Source organism: Stenotrophomonas sp. PE591 (genome assembly GCF_018320795.1).
In the GTDB taxonomy this organism is placed as follows: Bacteria; Pseudomonadota; Gammaproteobacteria; order Xanthomonadales; family Xanthomonadaceae; genus Stenotrophomonas; species Stenotrophomonas maltophilia.
Window position 1 is genome coordinate 141,331 of sequence record NZ_JAAOKO010000002.1, and the last position, 16,855, is coordinate 158,185.

Here is a 16,855-nt window from a genome sequence, read left to right on the forward strand (position 1 = left end):
CATGACCTTCCTCCCGCAACTCCGTATTCCCGCCACCTACATGCGCGGTGGCACCAGCAAGGGCGTGTTCTTCCGCCTGCAGGACCTGCCCGAGGCCGCGCAGGTGCCGGGCGCCGCACGCGATGCGCTGCTGATGCGCGTGATCGGCTCGCCCGATCCGTATGGCAAGCAGACCGATGGCATGGGCGGTGCAACGTCCAGCACCAGCAAATGCGTGATCATCTCCACCGCTTCGGTGCCGGACCACGATGTGGACTACCTGTACGGCCAGGTCTCGATCGATACCGCCTTCGTCGACTGGAGCGGCAATTGCGGCAACCTCAGCACCGCGGTGGGTCCGTTCGCGATCGCCCATGGGCTGATCGATCCGGCCCGGGTGCCGCGCGATGGCCTGTGCACCGTGCGCATCTGGCAGGCCAACATCGGCAAGACCATCATCGCCCACGTGCCGATGCGCGATGGCGAAGTGCAGGAGACCGGCGATTTCGAGCTGGATGGCGTGACCTTCCCGGCGGCCGAGATCCAGCTGGAATTCATCGATCCGTCCGATGACGGTGATGCGGGCGCGATGTTCCCGACCGGCAATCTGGTCGATACATTGGACGTGCCCGGCGTGGGCAGCTTCGAGGTGACCATGATCACCGCCGGCATCCCGACCATCTTCCTCAACGCCGCCGACCTCGGCTACACCGGTATCGAGCTGCAACCGGCGATCAACGAGGACAAGGGAGCGCTGGAGCGCTTCGAGAAGATCCGCGCCTACGGCGCCTTGCGCATGGGTCTGATCAAGAACCTGGAGGACGCGGCGACGCGCCAGCACACGCCGAAGGTGGCGTTCGTTGCACCGGCTCAGGACTATGTGTCGTCCAGTGGCAAGGCCATCCCGGCCTCGGCGATCGACCTGCATGCGCGCGCGTTGTCGATGGGCAAGCTGCACCACGCGATGATGGGTACCGCCGCCGTAGCGATCGGTACCGCCGCGGCGATTCCGGGCACGCTGGTCAATCGCGCCGCCGGTGGCGGCGAACGCGAAGCGGTGACGTTCGGCCATCCCTCCGGCACGTTGCGCGTGGGTGCGCAGGCCGGTCTCGTTGACGGCCAGTGGACGGTGACCAAGGCCATCATGAGCCGCAGCGCCCGCGTGCTGATGGAAGGCAAGGTGCGGGTACCGGCCGAGTGATGCGTTGGTAAACGCCAACCAAGGTTGGCGACTACCGGGCCGCAGAGATCGATTGCTTTGGTAGATGCCAACCTTGGTTGGCATGGTGCACGGGCAACCGTGCACCGCAACGAGGAGATCGACGATGTCCGACAGCCACACCCCATCCAACGAGCGTGCAGCGTGGGATGCGCTGCTGGTGGACATCGTCGATTACGTGCGCGACGCACGCACCGACTCACCGCTGGCGTTCCAGACCGCGCACCACTGCCTGCTCGATACGCTTGGGTGCGGACTGGAGGCACTTTCTTTCCCGGCCTGCAGCAAGCTGCTCGGTCCCCTGGTGCCGGGCATCAGCGTGGTCAACGGCGCGCGCGTGCCGGGCACGCACTACGTGCTGGACCCGGTGCAGGCCGCCTTCAATCTCGGCGCAATGGTGCGCTGGCTGGATTTCAACGACACCTGGCTGGCTGCCGAGTGGGGCCATCCTTCCGACAATCTCGGCGGCATCTTGGCTGTTTGCGACTGGCTGGGGCGCAACGCGCAGGCTCTGCGTCGTCCGCCGCCGACCGTGCACGACGTGCTGCTGGCGATGATCAAGGCGCATGAGATCCAGGGCGTGCTGGCGCTGCAGAACTCCTTCAACCGGGTCGGGCTGGACCACGTGGTGCTGGTCAAGGTGGCCACCACTGCCGTGGTCGCCCAACTGCTTGGGCTGGACCGCGAGCGCATGCTCAATGCGCTGTCGCTGGCCTGGGTCGATGGCCAAGCGCTGCGCACCTACCGGCACGCACCCAACACCGGCTCGCGCAAGAGCTGGGCGGCCGGCGATGCGACCAGCCGTGGCGTGCGCCTGGCCTTGATGGCGGCCAGTGGTGAGATGGGCTATCCCAGCGTGCTCAGCGCGCCAACCTGGGGCTTCGAGGCCGTGTCCATGCGCGGTCAGGCACTGACGCTGGGGCGACCGCTGGGCAGCTATGTGATGGAGAACGTGCTGTTCAAGATCAGCTACCCGGCCGAGTTCCACGGCCAGACCGCAGTGGAGGCCGCGGTCATGCTGCACCAGCAGTTGCGTGCGATGGGGCGGCGGGTCGAGGACATCGCGCACATCGCGATCCGGACCCAGGAAGCCTGCATCCGCATCATCGACAAGCAGGGCCCACTGCATAACCCGGCCGACCGCGACCACTGCGTGCAGTACATGGTCGCCATCGCGCTGCTGCACGGGCGGTTGACGGCCGAGGATTACGAGGACGACGTTGCCGCCGACCCGCGCATCGACGCACTGCGCGCGAAGATGGCCTGCCATGAAGACCCGCAGCTCAGCGCCGATTACCTGGACCCGGACAAGCGCAGCATCGCCAACGGCCTGAGCGTGCGCTTCACCGATGGCACCGAGCTGCCCGAGGTACTGGCGGAGTACCCGCTGGGCCACGCGCGCCGTCGCGAGGAAGGCATTCCGCTGCTGATGGACAAGTTCCGCCGGCACCTGGCCCACCGCTTCCCGACCAGCCAGCAGCAGCGCATCCTGGCCGCATCGCTGGACCCGGTGGCGCTGGCGGCAATGCCGGTGACCGACTACGTGGACCTGTACCTGCCGGGCTAGGGCGATCGGTAGTGCCGGCCGCTGGCCGGCAATTCCATCCAACCTGCCATGCCGGTTGCCGGGCAGCGGCCGGGACTACCCGCACTTGGGGCAATTGCCGAAATCGCGTCAACACCTTGACGCGGCCTGCCTATAATGGCCGCCTCGATCAAGGAGTGACGACATGAGCGGTCCGGCACGGCGGAAGCGGTGGGGATGGGCGGCGGCGGTACTGGCAGGAGGCCTGTTGCTGGGCCTGGCCGGCTGCCGCAATGACAGCGGGCAGCTGCCCAAGGCCAGCGGTGAAGCCATCACCACCAAGGCCGAGCAGGTGAAGGAATTCACCCTGCTACGTGCCTACCCGGACCAGAAGAATGACGGCCTGTCGCTGGCGCTGGAGTTCTCGCGCCCGCTGGTCGGTACCCAGGATTTCGACAAGCTGGTGCGCTTCGAAGAGAAGGTCGGCACCGACGACAGCAGCTGGACGCTGTCCGATGACGGCCTGACCCTGCGCTACCCGTTCGTCGAGGCCGGCAAGGAGTTCAGCCTGGTGGTCTCGCCGAACCTGCTGGCCGCCGATGGCAGCCGCCTGGGCAAGGAACTGAAACAGAAGGTGTTCAGCGGCGAGCTGAAACCGGTGGTCGGCTTCGCCTCGCAGGGCAGCGTGCTGCCGGCCAAGGACAGTCGTGGCCTGCCGGTGGTCTCGGTGAACGTGCCGGAGGTCGACGTCGAGTTCCTGCGCGTGCGCGAGAAGGACCTGCCGACCTTCTTCAGCCAGTACCAGCGCGGTGGCCGCCGCGGCAGCTGGGAGCTGAGCAGCGACTACGAGCGCAGCCCGATCAACAAGCTGGCAGAGCCGGTCTACGTCAACCGCTTCATCCTGGGCGGCAAGAAGAACGAGCGGGTGCTGACCTACCTGCCGACCCAGGACATCAAGGAACTGCAGGAGCCGGGCCTGTACTTCGCCCTGCTCAAGCGCACCGGTGACTACGAAGGCGAGTTCGATACCGCGTTCTTCTCGGTCAGCGACATCGGCCTGCATACCCGCGCCTACAAGGACAAGCTGTTCGTCCATACCGCCGGCCTGAAGGACGGCGCGCCGCTGAAGGGCATCGACCTGCGCGTGCTCGATGCCAAGGGCGAGGTGGTGCTGAAGGGCAGCACCGATGGCAATGGCAACGCGCTGCTGAACTACACCCTGGATGCCACCCACGTGCTGGTCGCCAGCACCGGCAAGGACACCAGCTTCCTGCCGTTCAACCAGCCGGCGCTGGATCTTAGCGAATTCGCCGTGGCCGGCCGTGACAATGCGTGGTTCGACGTCTACGCCTGGTCCGGCCGTGACCTGTACCGCCCGGGCGAGACGGTGCGCCTGTCCGCCCTGCTGCGCGACAACGACGGCAAGCCGGTCAAGGCGCAGCCGGTATTCCTGCGCCTGAAGCAGCCCGACGGCAAGACCTTCCGCGAGACCCGCCTGCAGCCGGGGGACCAGGGCTACATCAACTTCGAGCAGGTCATTCCCGCCGAGGCGCCGACCGGGCGCTGGCAGGTCGAGTTCCGCACCGACCCGGCCAGCAAGGAAGCGATCCAGGGCATGACCCTGCGCATCGAGGAGTTCCTGCCCGAGCGCATGAAGCTGGACCTGGACAGCGCGCAGAAGACGCTGAAGCCCGGTGAGGACCTGCGCCTGCAGGCCAATGGTGCCTATCTGTATGGCGCGCCGGCCGATGGCAACCGCTTCACCGCGCGCATGGCGGTGGCCGCCGAGCAGAAGCCGGTGGAGGGCCTGCCGGGCTATTTCTTCGGTGACCCGACCCTGCAGCTGCCGCGCGAGGCCAAGGACGTGATCGATACCACGCTGCCGGGCAACGGCCAGCTGCGTGAGGACGTCGCGTTGCCGGAAGAGGCAGCCAAGGCCAAGGCGCCGATTGCCGTAGTGCTGTCCGGCAGCCTGTATGAAACCGGTGGCCGCACGGTCACCCGTACCCTGAAGCGGGTGATGTGGCCGGCCAACGCCCTGGTCGGTGTACGCCCGCTGTTCAACCCGGAGGACGGTGCCGATTCCAACGGCAACGCGCGCTTCGAATTGATGCGCGTGGATGCTGCTGGTACGCCGCAGCCGGCCAAGGGCCTGAAGATCACCCTGGTGCGCGAGCTGCGCGACTACCACTGGACCTTCAACGACAATCGCTGGGACTACGATTTCACCCGCCGTTTCGAGAACAAGGAAACCCGCACCGTCGATGCCGGCAGCAGTGCGGTCGCCTTCGATTTCCCGGTGGAGTGGGGCGAGTACCGGGTGGACGTGTTCGACCCGTCCACCGGCCTGACCAGCCGTTACCCGTTCCGCGCCGGCTGGAGCTGGGGTGATGACAACCGCGGCCTGGACGCGCGCCCGGACAAGATCAAGCTGGGCCTGGACAAGACCGGCTACAAGGCAGGCGACACGCTTGAGGTGACGGTGACCCCGCCGCACGCCGGCAAGGGCATCCTGATGGTCGAGACCGACCGCATGCTCTACGTGCAGGACATCGACGCCAAGCCGGGTTCGACCTTCAAGATTCCGGTCACCGCTGACTGGGAGCGCCACGACGTCTACATCACCGCGCTGGTGTTCCGCGGCGGCAGTGCGCCGAGCAAGATCACCCCGGCCCGTGCGGTGGGCGTGGTGCACGTACCGATGGACCGCAAGGGGCGCACCGTGGCCGTCGGCCTGGCAGCGCCCAAGCAGATGCGACCGGAACAGGATCTGCCGGTGACGGTCAGCGCACCGCAGCTGGCCGGCAAAATGGCGCACGTCACGGTCTCGGCGGTGGACGTGGGCATCCTCAACATCACCCGCTTCCCGGTGCCCGACGCCGGTGCGCACTTCTTCGCCCAGCGTCGTCTCGGCATTGATGCCTACGACATCTACAGCCGGGTGATCGAGAGCTTTGACGGCGGTGCCGGCAAGCTGAAGTTCGGTGGCGACATGGCGCTGCAGGCGTTGCCGCAGGCCAAGCGCCCGACCGCGCGCGTGCAGACCGTGGACCTGTTCTCTGGCCCGGTGCAGCTCGATGCCAAGGGCATCGCCCGCATCCGCCTGAAGGTGCCGGACTTCAACGGCACCCTGCGGGTGTCGGCACTGGTCTACAGCGATGACCAGTACGGCAAGCGCGACGTGGAAACCGTTGTGCGTGCGCCGATCCTCGCCGAAGCCAGCATGCCGCGCGTGCTCGCTCCGGGCGACCGCAGCACCGTGACCCTGGATGTGCAGAACTTCACCGGCAAGCCGGGCCAGTTCAACGTGAAGGTGGAAAGCGAGGGCCCGCTGAACCTGGGCGAAGGCAGCCGCAGCGTGCAGTTGAATGCCGACGCCAAGACCACGTTGAGCTTCCCGCTTTCGGCACGCGAGGGCCACAGCGTGGCCAAGGTGCGGGTGCGGGTGGACGGCAACGGCTTCAAGGCCGATCGCCGTTACGACCTGCCGGTGCGTGCGGCGTGGCCGCAGGTGCTGCGTTCGCAGGTGCGCACGCTTGATCCGTTGGCCGCGGTCAGCCTCGACAACAGCCTGACCGATGGCCTGATGGCCGAGTCGGTGAATGCCCGCCTGCTGGTCAGCCCGCTGCCGCCGATCCCGTTCGCCAGTGCGCTGCAGGGTGCATTGAACTACCCGTATGGCTGTGCCGAGCAGACCACCAGCAAGGGCTACGCCGCGCTGATCCTGGACCAGGCCACTTCGTCGATGCTCGGTGCCGACGGGCTGGATGCCAAGACCCGCCGCGAGCGCATGGAAGGTGCGTTTGGCCGCCTGGCGTCGATGCAGGTGGCCAATGGCAACTTCTCGATGTGGGGTGACGACGGCTACGTGAACCCGTGGCTGACCCCGTACATCACCGAGTTCCTGCTCGATGCCAAGGACGCCGGCTTCGCCGTGCCCGACAACGTGCTGCAGAAGGCACTCAACCGCCTCAGCGAGGATCTGCTGTCCGGTGGCAACCAGTTCTATGGCCAGGACGACCGCGAGAAGCTGAAGTTCGCCAACCAGGCGTATTCGGGCTACGTGCTGGCCAGGGTCAACCGTGCGCCGCTGGGTACCCTGCGCACGCTGTACGACAACGAGCGCAGCAAGGCGGTCGGCGGCCTGTCGCTGGTCCACCTGGGCGTGGCGCTGTCGTTGCAGGGCGATGCCAAGCGCGGCCAGGCCGCGCTGGCGGCGGCCTTCGCCAAGTCCAGCAGCGAACGCCCGTCGTACTTCGGCGACTACGGCAGTGCGATCCGTGATGACGCGCTGATGATCGCGCTGACCCACGAAAACAAGGTGGCCAAGCCGGCCTGGGATGCACGTGCGGTTGACCTCGGCCGTGGCCTGGATGCGCGCCGCAATGCCGGCTGGATGTGGCTGAGCACGCAGGAACAGGTAGCGATCGCCCGCCTTGGCAAGGCACTGGCCGCCAACCAGAAGGCGCTGGTGGCCGGTGAACTGGTGATCGGTGGCAACACCGAAGCCATCGGCGAACGCAAGCTGTTCGGCCGCAACTTCAGTGCAAATGAACTCGCCAGCGGCGTGCGCTTCACCCCGCAGGGCCAGCCGCCGATGTTCGCCAGCATCGACGTGGCCGGTATCCCGCGCAGCGCGCCGGCGCCGGACAACAGCGTGCTGGGCGTCGAGCGCAGCTACTACGGCACCGATGGCAAGCCGTGGTCGCCGCGCCCGCTGAAGGAAGGCGAAGCCCTGATCGTGCGCGTCACCGTCACTGCCGACACCACGATGCCCGATGCACTACTGACCGACCTGCTGCCGGCCGGCCTGGAGATCGAGAACTTCAACCTGGGCGATGCCAAGCAGTGGGCCGACGTGGTGGTCGATGGCATCACCATCAGCGACCGGGGTGAAGCGGCCGATACCAAGCACGAGGAATTCCGCGACGACCGCTACGTGGCCGCGCTGAAGCTCTCGCGTGGCAGCAAGGCCAACGTGTTCTACCTGGTGCGCGCGGTGACCCCGGGTACCTACTCGGTGCCGCCGCCGCTGGTGGAGGACATGTACCGGCCGCAGCTGCGCGGCGTCGGCCGCAGCAACCCGACCACGATCACGGTGGTACAGCCGTGACCGCGCGGACGGGCCGCGACGGTGCGGCCCGTCCAGCTGGCAAGCTCCAATGCGGCACGCTGCAATGAAGAACACGATGACGACCCGGCTGGCAGCCCTGCGCCGCCGGCTGCAGCCACTGTGGCCGTGGCTGCGCTGGGGTATGGCCGCCACGCTGGCACTTCTGCTGGTGCTGGATTTCGTCTTCCCGCCGCCGCTGCCGAAGCAACGCGATACCAGCACCCTGGTGGTGGCTGCCGATGGCACGCCGCTGCGTGCGTTCGCCGACGCCGAGGGCGTGTGGCGCTATCCGGCATCGACCGACAGCGTCTCGCCGCTGTACCTGCAGGCGCTGCTGACCTACGAAGACCGCTGGTTCTGGCGCCATCCGGGCATCAACCCGCTGGCGATCCTGCGTGCCAGTGGCCAGCTGCTGCGCGGTGGTCGCATCGTGTCCGGTGGCTCGACCCTGACCATGCAGGTCGCACGCATCCTCGATCCGCATACGCGCACGCCCTGGGGCAAGCTCAAGCAGATGCTGCGTGCGGTGCAGCTGGAAGTGCACCTGAGCAAGCAGCAGATCCTGGCCCTGTACCTGGAACGCGCACCCTACGGCGGCACCATCGAGGGCGTGGAAGCGGCCAGCTGGGCCTACCTGGGCAAGCCGGCGGCGCAGCTGTCGCATGCCGAGGCCGCGTTGCTGGCGGTGCTGCCGCAGGCGCCGAGCCGGCTGCGCCCGGACCGCCATCCGGAAGCGGCGCAGAAGGCGCGCGACAAGGTGCTGTCACGCATGGCCGAGCTGGGCGCGTGGACAGCGGAAGAGGTGGAAGATGCGCGCATCGAGAACGTGGTCGCACGCTCGCTGCGGCCGCCGCTGCATGCCGCGTTGCTGGCGCAGCGCCTGCACTCGGCGCATCCGGGCCAGGCACGCATCCAGAGCAGTATCGACATCGGCCTGCAGCGCACCCTGGAAGAACGCGTGGCCAGCTACTTCTCCACGCTGCCCGAGCGCACTTCGGCGGCCCTGCTGGTGGTCGACAACCAGACCCTGCAGGCGCGTGCCTATGTCGGCACGCTGGCGTTCGGTGACCGCCAGCGGCTCGGCCACGTGGACATGGTGCAGGCCTGGCGCTCGCCTGGGTCCACGCTCAAGCCGTTCCTGTATGCAATGGCGCTGGACGATGGCCTGATCCATTCGGAAAGCCTGCTGGTCGATGCGCCGCAGAGTTTCGGCAGCTACCGCCCCGGCAACTTCGACATGGCCTTCAATGGACCGATCGGCGCCTCCAGCGCGCTGCGGCTGTCACTCAACGTGCCCTCGGTGGACCTGCTGCAGCGGGTCGGTCCGGCGCGCTTTGCTGCGCGCCTGTCGCACTCCGGCATCCAGCTGCGCTTCCCGCCGGGCAGCACGCCCAACCTGTCGCTGATCCTGGGCGGCACCGGTGCGCGGCTGGAAGATCTGGTCGGTGCGTTCGCAGCGCTCAACCGCAACGGCATCGCCGGGCGCGTGCGCTACACCGATGAAGAACCGATGATCGAGCGGCGCCTGGCCTCGCCAGGCGCCAGCTGGATCGTGCGCGAGATGCTGGAATCGAATCCGCGGCCGGGGTATAGCGTCGGGACGTTCGATGTCGGTGGCCGCCCGCGCGTGGCGTGGAAGACCGGCACCAGTTACGGGTACCGCGATGCGTGGGCGATCGGCAGCACCCGCCACTACACCGTGGGCGTGTGGGTGGGGCGTCCGGACGGCACACCGCTACCGGGCCAGTACGGCGCGGTGACCGCGCTGCCGCTGATGTTCGAGGTGGTGGACAGCCTGCCGCGCCAGCGCGGTGACTCGGCCGCTGCGCCGATGCCGGCCAGCGTCAGCCAGGAAGACATCTGCTGGCCGACCGGTGAGCGTGCCGAAGGCCTGCCTGCTGCGCTCTGCCAGCGGCTGATGCCAGCCTATCTGCTGGAAGGCGCGGCACCACCGACCTTCCCCGAACGCGAGGCACGGCGCTGGCAACCAGGTCGGCAGCGCTACCTTGCCGATGCGCGTACCGGTCTGCGCGTGTCAGCCGATTGCCGCTTGCCGCACGAAGAAGTCGCGCGCGAGATCGCGCGCTGGCCAGCGTTGCTGTCGCCGTGGCTGTCCAAGGCCACGCGCGAAGCCTCGCAGCTGCCGGCGCTGTCGCCGGACTGCCGTGATGATGGCCGCGAGGCCAGCGTTGCGCTGCACATCGATGGGCTCAACGATGGCGCCACGCTGGCGCGCGCGCCGAATTCGGAACATGGCGTACGCCTGCAGCTGCGCGCGCTGGGTAGCGAGCAGGCGGTGGACTGGTTGCTCGATGGACGCTGGATCGCACAGACGCGCGGTGCGCAGCTGATGCAGCGCGAGTTCGCCGAGCCGGGCGCGCACACCTTGACCGCGCTGGCGGCAGATGGCGCGTGGACACAGGTAAGGTTCAACGTCCTGCGGTAGGTGCCAACCTTGGTTGGCACGCGACACATGCGCCCACCAGGGTGGGCATCTGCCAAGGCGTATGCGGGGCCGCTATTCCCCGATCCACCCATCCAGCAGGTCGGCGAACTCGTCGGCGTGCTCTTCTTCCTGCGCCAGGATCTCTTCAAGGATCCGCTTGGTGGTGGTATCGCGGTCACCGATGAAGTTGATCATCTCGCGATAGCTGTCGATGGCGATGCGCTCGGCCACCAGGTTCTCGCGCACCATGTCGCGCAGGTCGCTGCCTTCCTTGTATTCGGCGTGCGAACGCGCGGTCAGCGTATCCGGGTTGAGGTCGGGCTCGCCGCCCAGCTGGACGATGCGCTCGGCCAGCTTGCCGGCATGCGCCTGTTCCTGCTGCGCATGCTCGAGGAATTCGGCCTTGACCGCGTCGGCCAGCATGCCCTTGGCCATGAAGTAGTGCCGGTAGTAGCGAAGCACACACACGTACTCGGTAGCCAGGGCGTCGTTGAGCAGCTTGATCACCACCTCGCGGTCAGCGCTGTAGCTGTCTGTGATCGCGCCGTCTTCGAGGTTGCGCCGGGCGCGCTCGCGCAGGGTTGCGCGATCGCTGATGCCAGGAACGTTCGCGGCGGGCTTGCTGGCTTTGGCTGGCTTGCTGGACATGGCTGGCCGTTTCCTTCTGCGGTGGGGAATCAGGTGGGGAGATGCTCCAGCACGTATTCGGCCGAAGACACTTCGAACTGGCCGGGCTGTTCAACCCAGGCCTCTCGAACTACGCCGTCGTCGACGTACAGGGCAAAACGACGCGAGCGGATGCCCATGCCCGACGCGCTCGCATCAAGCTCCAGACCCAGGGCGCGGGTCAGCTCGGCATTGCCGTCGGACAGCATCAGAAGGCCGTCGGGCACGCTCTGGTCGGCGGCCCAGGCCTTCATCACGAACGGGTCGTTGACGCCCATGCAGTAGACGTCGATGCCGCGCTGGCGGAAGGCCTCGAACTTTTCGACGTAGCCGGGAAGGTGACGTGCCGAGCACGTTGGGGTGAACGCGCCGGGCACGGCGAACAGCACCACCTTGCGCGCATCGAACAACGAATGCGTATCAAGCGTTTCAATGCCCTCGCGGATGCGCTTGAGGGTCACTTCCGGAATGCGGTCGCCGACATGGATGGTCATGGGAACTCCTTGCTGGGGCAGGCTAGTGGGCCGGATGGGACAGGGGCGTCAAGACATTGGAAACCCGGTGTGCAGGCCCCATCTTCCGGCTTTGTGGCAGGGGCTTCCAGCCACAGCGTGGCGCACGGGGATGGCAGCCGCATTGCGCAGGATCAGTCGGCCTCACCGGGGCCGCACGAGGGGCGGCGTAGCCTCGCAGGCGCGTAGAATGAACCCGGGGCGGCGCCACCGGCGCGGCCGAAGCGAATCGAGGTAGCTGGATGGAATTCAAGGATTACTACGCCACCCTGGGGGTGGAACCGAGCGCGGGCGAGGCGGAGATCAAGACCGCCTACCGCCGGCTGGCACGCAAGTATCACCCGGACGTCAGCAAGGAGGCTGGGGCCGAAGACAAGTTCAAGGCGGTCAACGAGGCCTACGAGGCGCTGCGTGATCCGGAAAAGCGCGCGGCCTACGACCAGCTGCGCGCGCAGGGCTATCGCCCGGGCGAGGAGTTCAACGTGCCGCCGAACTACGGTGGCGCCGGTGGTTTCAATTTCGAGGAAGTGTTCGGTGGCGGCGGCCCCAACGGCGGCTTCAGCGACTTCTTCGAAAGCCTGTTCGCGCGCCAGCGCGGTGGAGCGGGCGCGGGGGCCGGTCCGGGCTTCAGCAGCCAGGGCCATGCGCCCAACCGCGATACCCGCGCCAAGCTGTCGGTGCCACTGGAAGCGGCCTACAGCGGCGACAGCCTGCGCATCACCGTCAACGGCAAGCAGCTGGACGTGCGCGTGCCCAAAGGCATCCGCCCGGGCCAGGTGATCCGCCTGGCAGGGCAGGGCAACCATGGCGGCAACCTGCTGCTGGAAGTGGAATACGCCGCCCACCCGCAGTTCGAGGTCGATGGCCGCAACATCCTCTATACGCTGCCGCTCACGCCGTGGCAGGCCGCGCTGGGCACCAGCATCAGCGTGCCGACCCTGGGCGGCGCGGTGGAACTGAAGATTCCGGCCGATTCCGATGCCGGTCGCAAGCTGCGCCTGCGCGGGCGCGGCCTGCCGGGCAACCCGGATGGCGACCAGATCGTCGAGATCGAGATCGTGGCCCCGGCTGCGACCGATGAGGCGCAGAAGAAGGCGTACCGCAATCTGGCCAAGGCGTTCGGCGAGACCATTTGAAGGTAGTGCCGGCCGCTGGCCGGCAACTTCATTGCCCTGGACGGTGATGCGTGGTTGCCGGCCAGCGGCCGGCACTACCGCGCGCGTCTCAGCCCTGGCCCGCGAACACGCGCTCCAGCACCTCGGACAGCTCGTCCTCCGAGAACGGTTTGGTGATGTAGGCCTTGGCGCCCTGGCGCATGCCCCACATGCGGTCGGTGTCCTGGTCCTTGGTGGTCACCAGGATCACCGGGATATGCCGGGTCGCCTCGTCGCGGGCGAGGGTACGGGTGGCCTGGAAGCCGTTGAGGTTGGGCATCACCACGTCCATCAGGACCAGGTCGGGCAGCTCGGCCTTGGCGGTTTCGACCCCGGCGGCGCCATCGGTGGCGGTCAGGATCTGGTGCCCGAGCTTCTCGACGATGCGCTGTATCCCCAACAGCTGCGACGGTGAGTCGTCGACGATCAGAATGCGTGCCATGTTGTTCCCCATGTAATGCCCGCAGTGTAGTGCGGGCCCATTACCGGCGGGAGGGCCACGTCTGCCGTCCGTCGCCTGCCTGCGACGTTCAGTCGATCCGCACCACGGTGCGACCCAGCGAACCGCCCGCCAGCATCCGTTCGAACACGGCAGGAAGGCCATCGAGGCCGACTTCGGCGGTGCAGATGCGGTCCAGGTGCTGCGGCTTCCAGTCACTCCCCAGCCGCGACCACACTTCCTCACGCAGTCCGCGTGGCGCATTGGCCGAGGACACGCCCAGCAGCGAGACACCGCGCAGGATGAACGGCATCACCGTCATGTCCAGCGTCGGACTGGCTGCCAGGCCGGCACTGACCACGCTGCCGTAGGGCACGGTCTGCGCCAGCAGGCTGGCCAGCATGTCGCCTCCGGCATTATCGAGGCCACCCCCGAAGCGGGCCGACTGCAGCGCGCCGGTGTCGGCCAGCGCGTCGCGCGGCAGTACCTCGGTGGCGCCGATGCTGCGCAGGAATCCTGCCTGGTCCGGCTTGCCGCTGACCGCGTGCACGCTGTAGCCGGCACGGCTGAAGATGGACAGCGCCAGCGCACCGACACCGCCGCTGGCACCGGTAACCGCCAGCGGGCCGAGTTCCGGGGTCTGGCGGTTGTCCTGCATGCGCAGCAGGGCCAGCGCCGCAGTGAAGCCGGCGGTGCCCAGCACCATCGCCTCGTGTGGGGTCAGCCCGGCCGGCTGGGCGATCACCGCGCGCGATTCCAGCCGCACGTACTGGCTGTAGCCGCCGTCGTGGGTCTCGCTGAGGCCGCAGCCGGTGGCCAGCACCGCGTCGCCTTCACGCCAGTCCGGGTCGGTGCTGGCGACCACGGTGCCGGCCACATCGATGCCGCCCACCAGCGGGAAGCGGCGCAGGATCTTCCCTTTTCCAGTACCGGCCAGCGCGTCCTTGTAGTTGACCGAGGACCAGTGGGCGCGGATCAGCACTTGGCCGGGGTTGAGGTCGTCGACCCCGAGCCGGACCAGGCCGCTGCGGTAGCCGGCGTCGTCGTTTTCGATGCGGAAGGCGGTGAACGGGGTGGTGGGGGCCATCGGCGTTGCCTGACTTCGAGGAAAACGCCACCTTACCCCGTTGCCCCCCTTTCGATCCTGCCGATCCGCCCCATCTTGTATGATCGGTGATGGTTTCACGGCTGGCGGTGCGGGAAGGGCCCGCGCCGCAGCCCAAATCTTGATGGAGCGTGCATGGCCTGGAATACACCCGGCGGCAACAAGGGCGGACAAGGCCCCGAGGACAATCGACGCGGGCCGTTCGGGTCACGCGGCGGTGGCAATGGTGGTGGCTGGGGCGGTTTGCCCGGGCCGCTGAAGGACCTGTTCGACGGCGGCATCGTGCGTTGGGTGGTGGCAGCCGTGGTGCTGCTGGTGCTGTTCTCCAGCTTCCAGCTGATCGGCGAACAGCAGCGTGGCGTGGTGCTGCGCTTCGGCCAGTTCTCGCGCATCCTGCAGCCCGGCCCGAACTTCAAGCTGCCGTGGCCGATCGAATCGGTCACCAAGGTCAACGCCACCGAGATCAAGACGTTCTCGATCCAGGTGCCGGTGCTGACCCGCGACGAGAACATCGTCAACGTCTCGCTGAACGTCCAGTACCGCATCGACGACCCGCAGCAGTACCTGTTCGGCACCGTCGATGCCAACCAGGTGCTGGAGCAGTCGGCGCAGAGCGCCGTACGCGAGGAAGTCGGCCGCGCCGATCTCAACGCCGTGCTGAACAACCGTGGCCCGCTGGCCGTGGCCGCCGAGGAGCGCCTGCAGGCGCTGCTGAAGGCGTTCAAGACCGGCCTGACCGTGACCGGCCTGACCCTGCAGGATGCCCGTCCGCCGGAAGAAGTGAAGCCGGCTTTCGACGAGGTCAACGGTGCCCAGCAGGTCAAGGAACGCCTGATCAACGAAGCCCAGGCCTACGCCGCCAAGGTCGTGCCGGAAGCCCGGGGCCAGGCCTCGCGCGCCCGTACCACCGCCGAAGGCTACAAGCAGGCCGTGGTGTCCAAGGCCGAGGGTGACGCGCAGCGCTTCAGCCTGTTGCAGGCCCAGTACAAGGACGCCCCGGAAGTGACCCGCAAGCGCCTGTGGCTGGAGACCGTGCAGCAGGTACTGAGCGAGAACCGCAAGGTGATCGGTGGCGATGGCCGCCAGCTGATCTACGTGCCGATGACCGGCGATACCCGTCCGAGCACGTCGGCTCCGGCCGCAGTGGCCAACCCGGACGTGGTGATGCCGTCGCTGCCGGGTGCAGCGACGGAAGCTTCCCGTGATCCGGGCCGGCCGGTGGGCCGCCCGACCGGGCGACCGAGCGGCCGTGAGGAGGGCAGCCGATGAAGAGTCCTATCTGGATCGCCGTGATCGTGGCGGTGGTGCTGGGCCTGCTCGGCTCGGTGTACGTGGTCCGTGAGGACCAGACCGCCATGGTGCTGAACCTGGGCAAGGTGGTGCGTTCGGACATCAAGCCGGGCCTGCACTTCAAGGTGCCGGTGGTGGAAACGGTGAAGGTCTTCGACCGCCGCTTCCAGGTGCTCGACACCGCGCCGGCGCGCTACTTCACCGCCGAGCAGAAGGACGTCAGCGTCGACTTCTTCGCCATCGGCTACATTTCCAACGTGGGTGACTACTTCCGTGCCACCGGCGGCGATCCGCGCATCGCCAACGCCCGCCTGGCACCGATCATCACCGACTCGCTGCGCAACCAGATCAACTCGCGCACCCTGCAGCAGCTGGTCTCCGGCGACCGCAGCGAGCTGATCGCCGAGCAGCTGAAGGGGATCAACGAGGCGGTGGCCGGCCTGGGCATGCAGATGATCGACCTGCGCATCAAGCAGGTGGACCTGCCGACCGACAGCCAGGTGATCAACGATGTGTACGAGCGCATGCGTGCCCAGCGCAAGCAGGAAGCCGCAAAGCTGCGCGCGGAGGGCGAGGAGCAGTCGCTGACCATTCGCGCCCAGGCCGACCGTGACAGCACCGTGCTGATCGCCGAGGCCGAGCGTGATGCCCAGCGCCTGCGCGGTGAAGGCGATGCCGAGGCGGCCCGCATCTACGGCAAGGCCGGCTCGGCCGATCCGTCGTTCTATGCGTTCTACCGCAGCCTGGAGGCCTACCGTGGCTCCATGACCGACGGCAACGGCGTGATCGTGCTCGACAAGAACGACCCGTTCCTGCAGTACCTGAAGAACGACCGCTGAGGTCGCAGGGCAGTACCCCACGGGGCCCGGCCATATGCCGGGCCCCGTGCTTTTTCCGGAGTCCCCCATGAAAGATCTGTTTGCCGCTGTCTGCCTGGTCGCGGTGCTGGAAGGCCTGTTCCTGTTCGTCGCACCGTTCGTCTGGAAGCGCATGGCCGAACGTCTGCTGGACCTGCCCAGCCCGGCCCTGCGCAGCTTCGGTGGGCTGGTGCTGCTGGCCGGCCTGAGCCTGCTGTGGTGGGTGCGGCATTGAAAGGGTAGTGCCGGCCGCTGGCCGGCAACCCGGGATTGCCGGCCAGCGGCCGGCACTACCGCCTGCGTTCACATGCGTGGCCAGGCTCTGGTAGACGCCAACCTTGGTTGGCGTTGCCGGCCGGCGGCCGGCACGACCGGGCGGGGCGGCTGACCGGCCGGTAAAGCCACCCGTCGGAAAGGTGGCACCCGACCCCGGAAACCCGGATAATGCACAAAAGCCGGACGGGCCTCCCCGTCCGGCTTTTTCCGTGTCTGGGCCTTCCATCGCCGGCCGCTCCCCGTTTGGAGCCGCCTTGCAGGTGCTGGCCAGCCC

12 protein-coding genes are annotated in these 16,855 nt (G+C 67.6%); 8 read left to right on the forward strand and 4 right to left on the reverse strand.

The genetic code is table 11. The features are described from left to right. The first annotated feature begins 1 nt into the window (after window position 1). The 4 genes from prpF to pbpC all read left to right on the forward strand — a co-directional run bounded on the left by prpF (window position 2) and on the right by pbpC (window position 10,282). Window positions 2-1,180 (forward strand): 2-methylaconitate cis-trans isomerase PrpF, encoded by a 1,179-nt coding sequence (gene prpF / locus JLDANKMP_RS05830; RefSeq protein WP_005410651.1) that lies wholly within the window; start codon window positions 2-4, stop codon window positions 1,178-1,180. Between the two features lie 124 nt (window positions 1,181-1,304). Next, complete coding sequence (locus tag JLDANKMP_RS05835; RefSeq protein WP_212560719.1) at window positions 1,305-2,765, forward strand: bifunctional 2-methylcitrate dehydratase/aconitate hydratase; 1,461 nt, start codon at window positions 1,305-1,307, stop codon at window positions 2,763-2,765. A 163-nt stretch (window positions 2,766-2,928) separates the two neighbouring features. Next, window positions 2,929-7,836: an alpha-2-macroglobulin gene (locus tag JLDANKMP_RS05840; protein WP_212560720.1), complete on the forward strand. Its 4,908-nt coding sequence runs from the start codon at window positions 2,929-2,931 to the stop codon at window positions 7,834-7,836. A gap of 64 nt (window positions 7,837-7,900) precedes the next feature. Further along, window positions 7,901-10,282: a penicillin-binding protein 1C gene (gene pbpC / locus JLDANKMP_RS05845; protein WP_005410648.1), complete on the forward strand. Its 2,382-nt coding sequence runs from the start codon at window positions 7,901-7,903 to the stop codon at window positions 10,280-10,282. Between the two features lie 72 nt (window positions 10,283-10,354). Here the strand turns inward: pbpC and JLDANKMP_RS05850 are convergent, their stop codons facing one another. Continuing rightward, complete coding sequence (locus JLDANKMP_RS05850) at window positions 10,355-10,930, reverse strand: ferritin-like domain-containing protein (RefSeq protein ID WP_005410647.1); 576 nt, start codon at window positions 10,928-10,930, stop codon at window positions 10,355-10,357. A 29-nt stretch (window positions 10,931-10,959) separates the two neighbouring features. Next, the gene (locus tag JLDANKMP_RS05855; protein WP_212560721.1) at window positions 10,960-11,442 is read right to left on the reverse strand and encodes a peroxiredoxin; all 483 of its coding nucleotides are present in this window, start codon (window positions 11,440-11,442) and stop codon (window positions 10,960-10,962) included. A gap of 260 nt (window positions 11,443-11,702) precedes the next feature. Here JLDANKMP_RS05855 and JLDANKMP_RS05860 point away from each other — a divergent pair, with 260 nt between their 5' ends. Beyond that, a complete protein-coding gene (locus JLDANKMP_RS05860) occupies window positions 11,703-12,596 on the forward strand; it encodes a DnaJ C-terminal domain-containing protein (protein ID WP_005410645.1) in 894 nt (297 codons plus the stop codon). 88 nt (window positions 12,597-12,684) lie between these two features. On the opposite strand, the gene pilH is transcribed toward JLDANKMP_RS05860, so the two are convergent. Together pilH and JLDANKMP_RS05870 are read right to left on the reverse strand one after the other, a co-directional pair. Further along, the gene (gene pilH / locus JLDANKMP_RS05865; RefSeq protein ID WP_005410644.1) at window positions 12,685-13,056 is read right to left on the reverse strand and encodes a twitching motility response regulator PilH; all 372 of its coding nucleotides are present in this window, start codon (window positions 13,054-13,056) and stop codon (window positions 12,685-12,687) included. A gap of 88 nt (window positions 13,057-13,144) precedes the next feature. Continuing rightward, window positions 13,145-14,140: a YhdH/YhfP family quinone oxidoreductase gene (locus JLDANKMP_RS05870; RefSeq protein WP_212560722.1), complete on the reverse strand. Its 996-nt coding sequence runs from the start codon at window positions 14,138-14,140 to the stop codon at window positions 13,145-13,147. A gap of 153 nt (window positions 14,141-14,293) precedes the next feature. On the opposite strand from JLDANKMP_RS05870, the gene hflK reads away from it, so the two are divergent. The 3 genes from hflK to JLDANKMP_RS05885 all read left to right on the forward strand — a co-directional run bounded on the left by hflK (window position 14,294) and on the right by JLDANKMP_RS05885 (window position 16,540). Continuing rightward, a complete protein-coding gene (gene hflK, locus JLDANKMP_RS05875) occupies window positions 14,294-15,427 on the forward strand; it encodes an FtsH protease activity modulator HflK (protein ID WP_005414168.1) in 1,134 nt (377 codons plus the stop codon). Beyond that, the gene (locus JLDANKMP_RS05880; protein ID WP_005414169.1) at window positions 15,424-16,287 is read left to right on the forward strand and encodes a protease modulator HflC; all 864 of its coding nucleotides are present in this window, start codon (window positions 15,424-15,426) and stop codon (window positions 16,285-16,287) included. The genes hflK and JLDANKMP_RS05880 overlap by 4 nt, the downstream gene beginning before the upstream one ends. A gap of 67 nt (window positions 16,288-16,354) precedes the next feature. After that, window positions 16,355-16,540, forward strand: a complete 186-nt coding sequence (locus tag JLDANKMP_RS05885; RefSeq protein ID WP_212560723.1) for a DUF2065 family protein — start codon at window positions 16,355-16,357, stop codon at window positions 16,538-16,540. Window positions 16,541-16,855 lie beyond the last annotated feature (315 nt).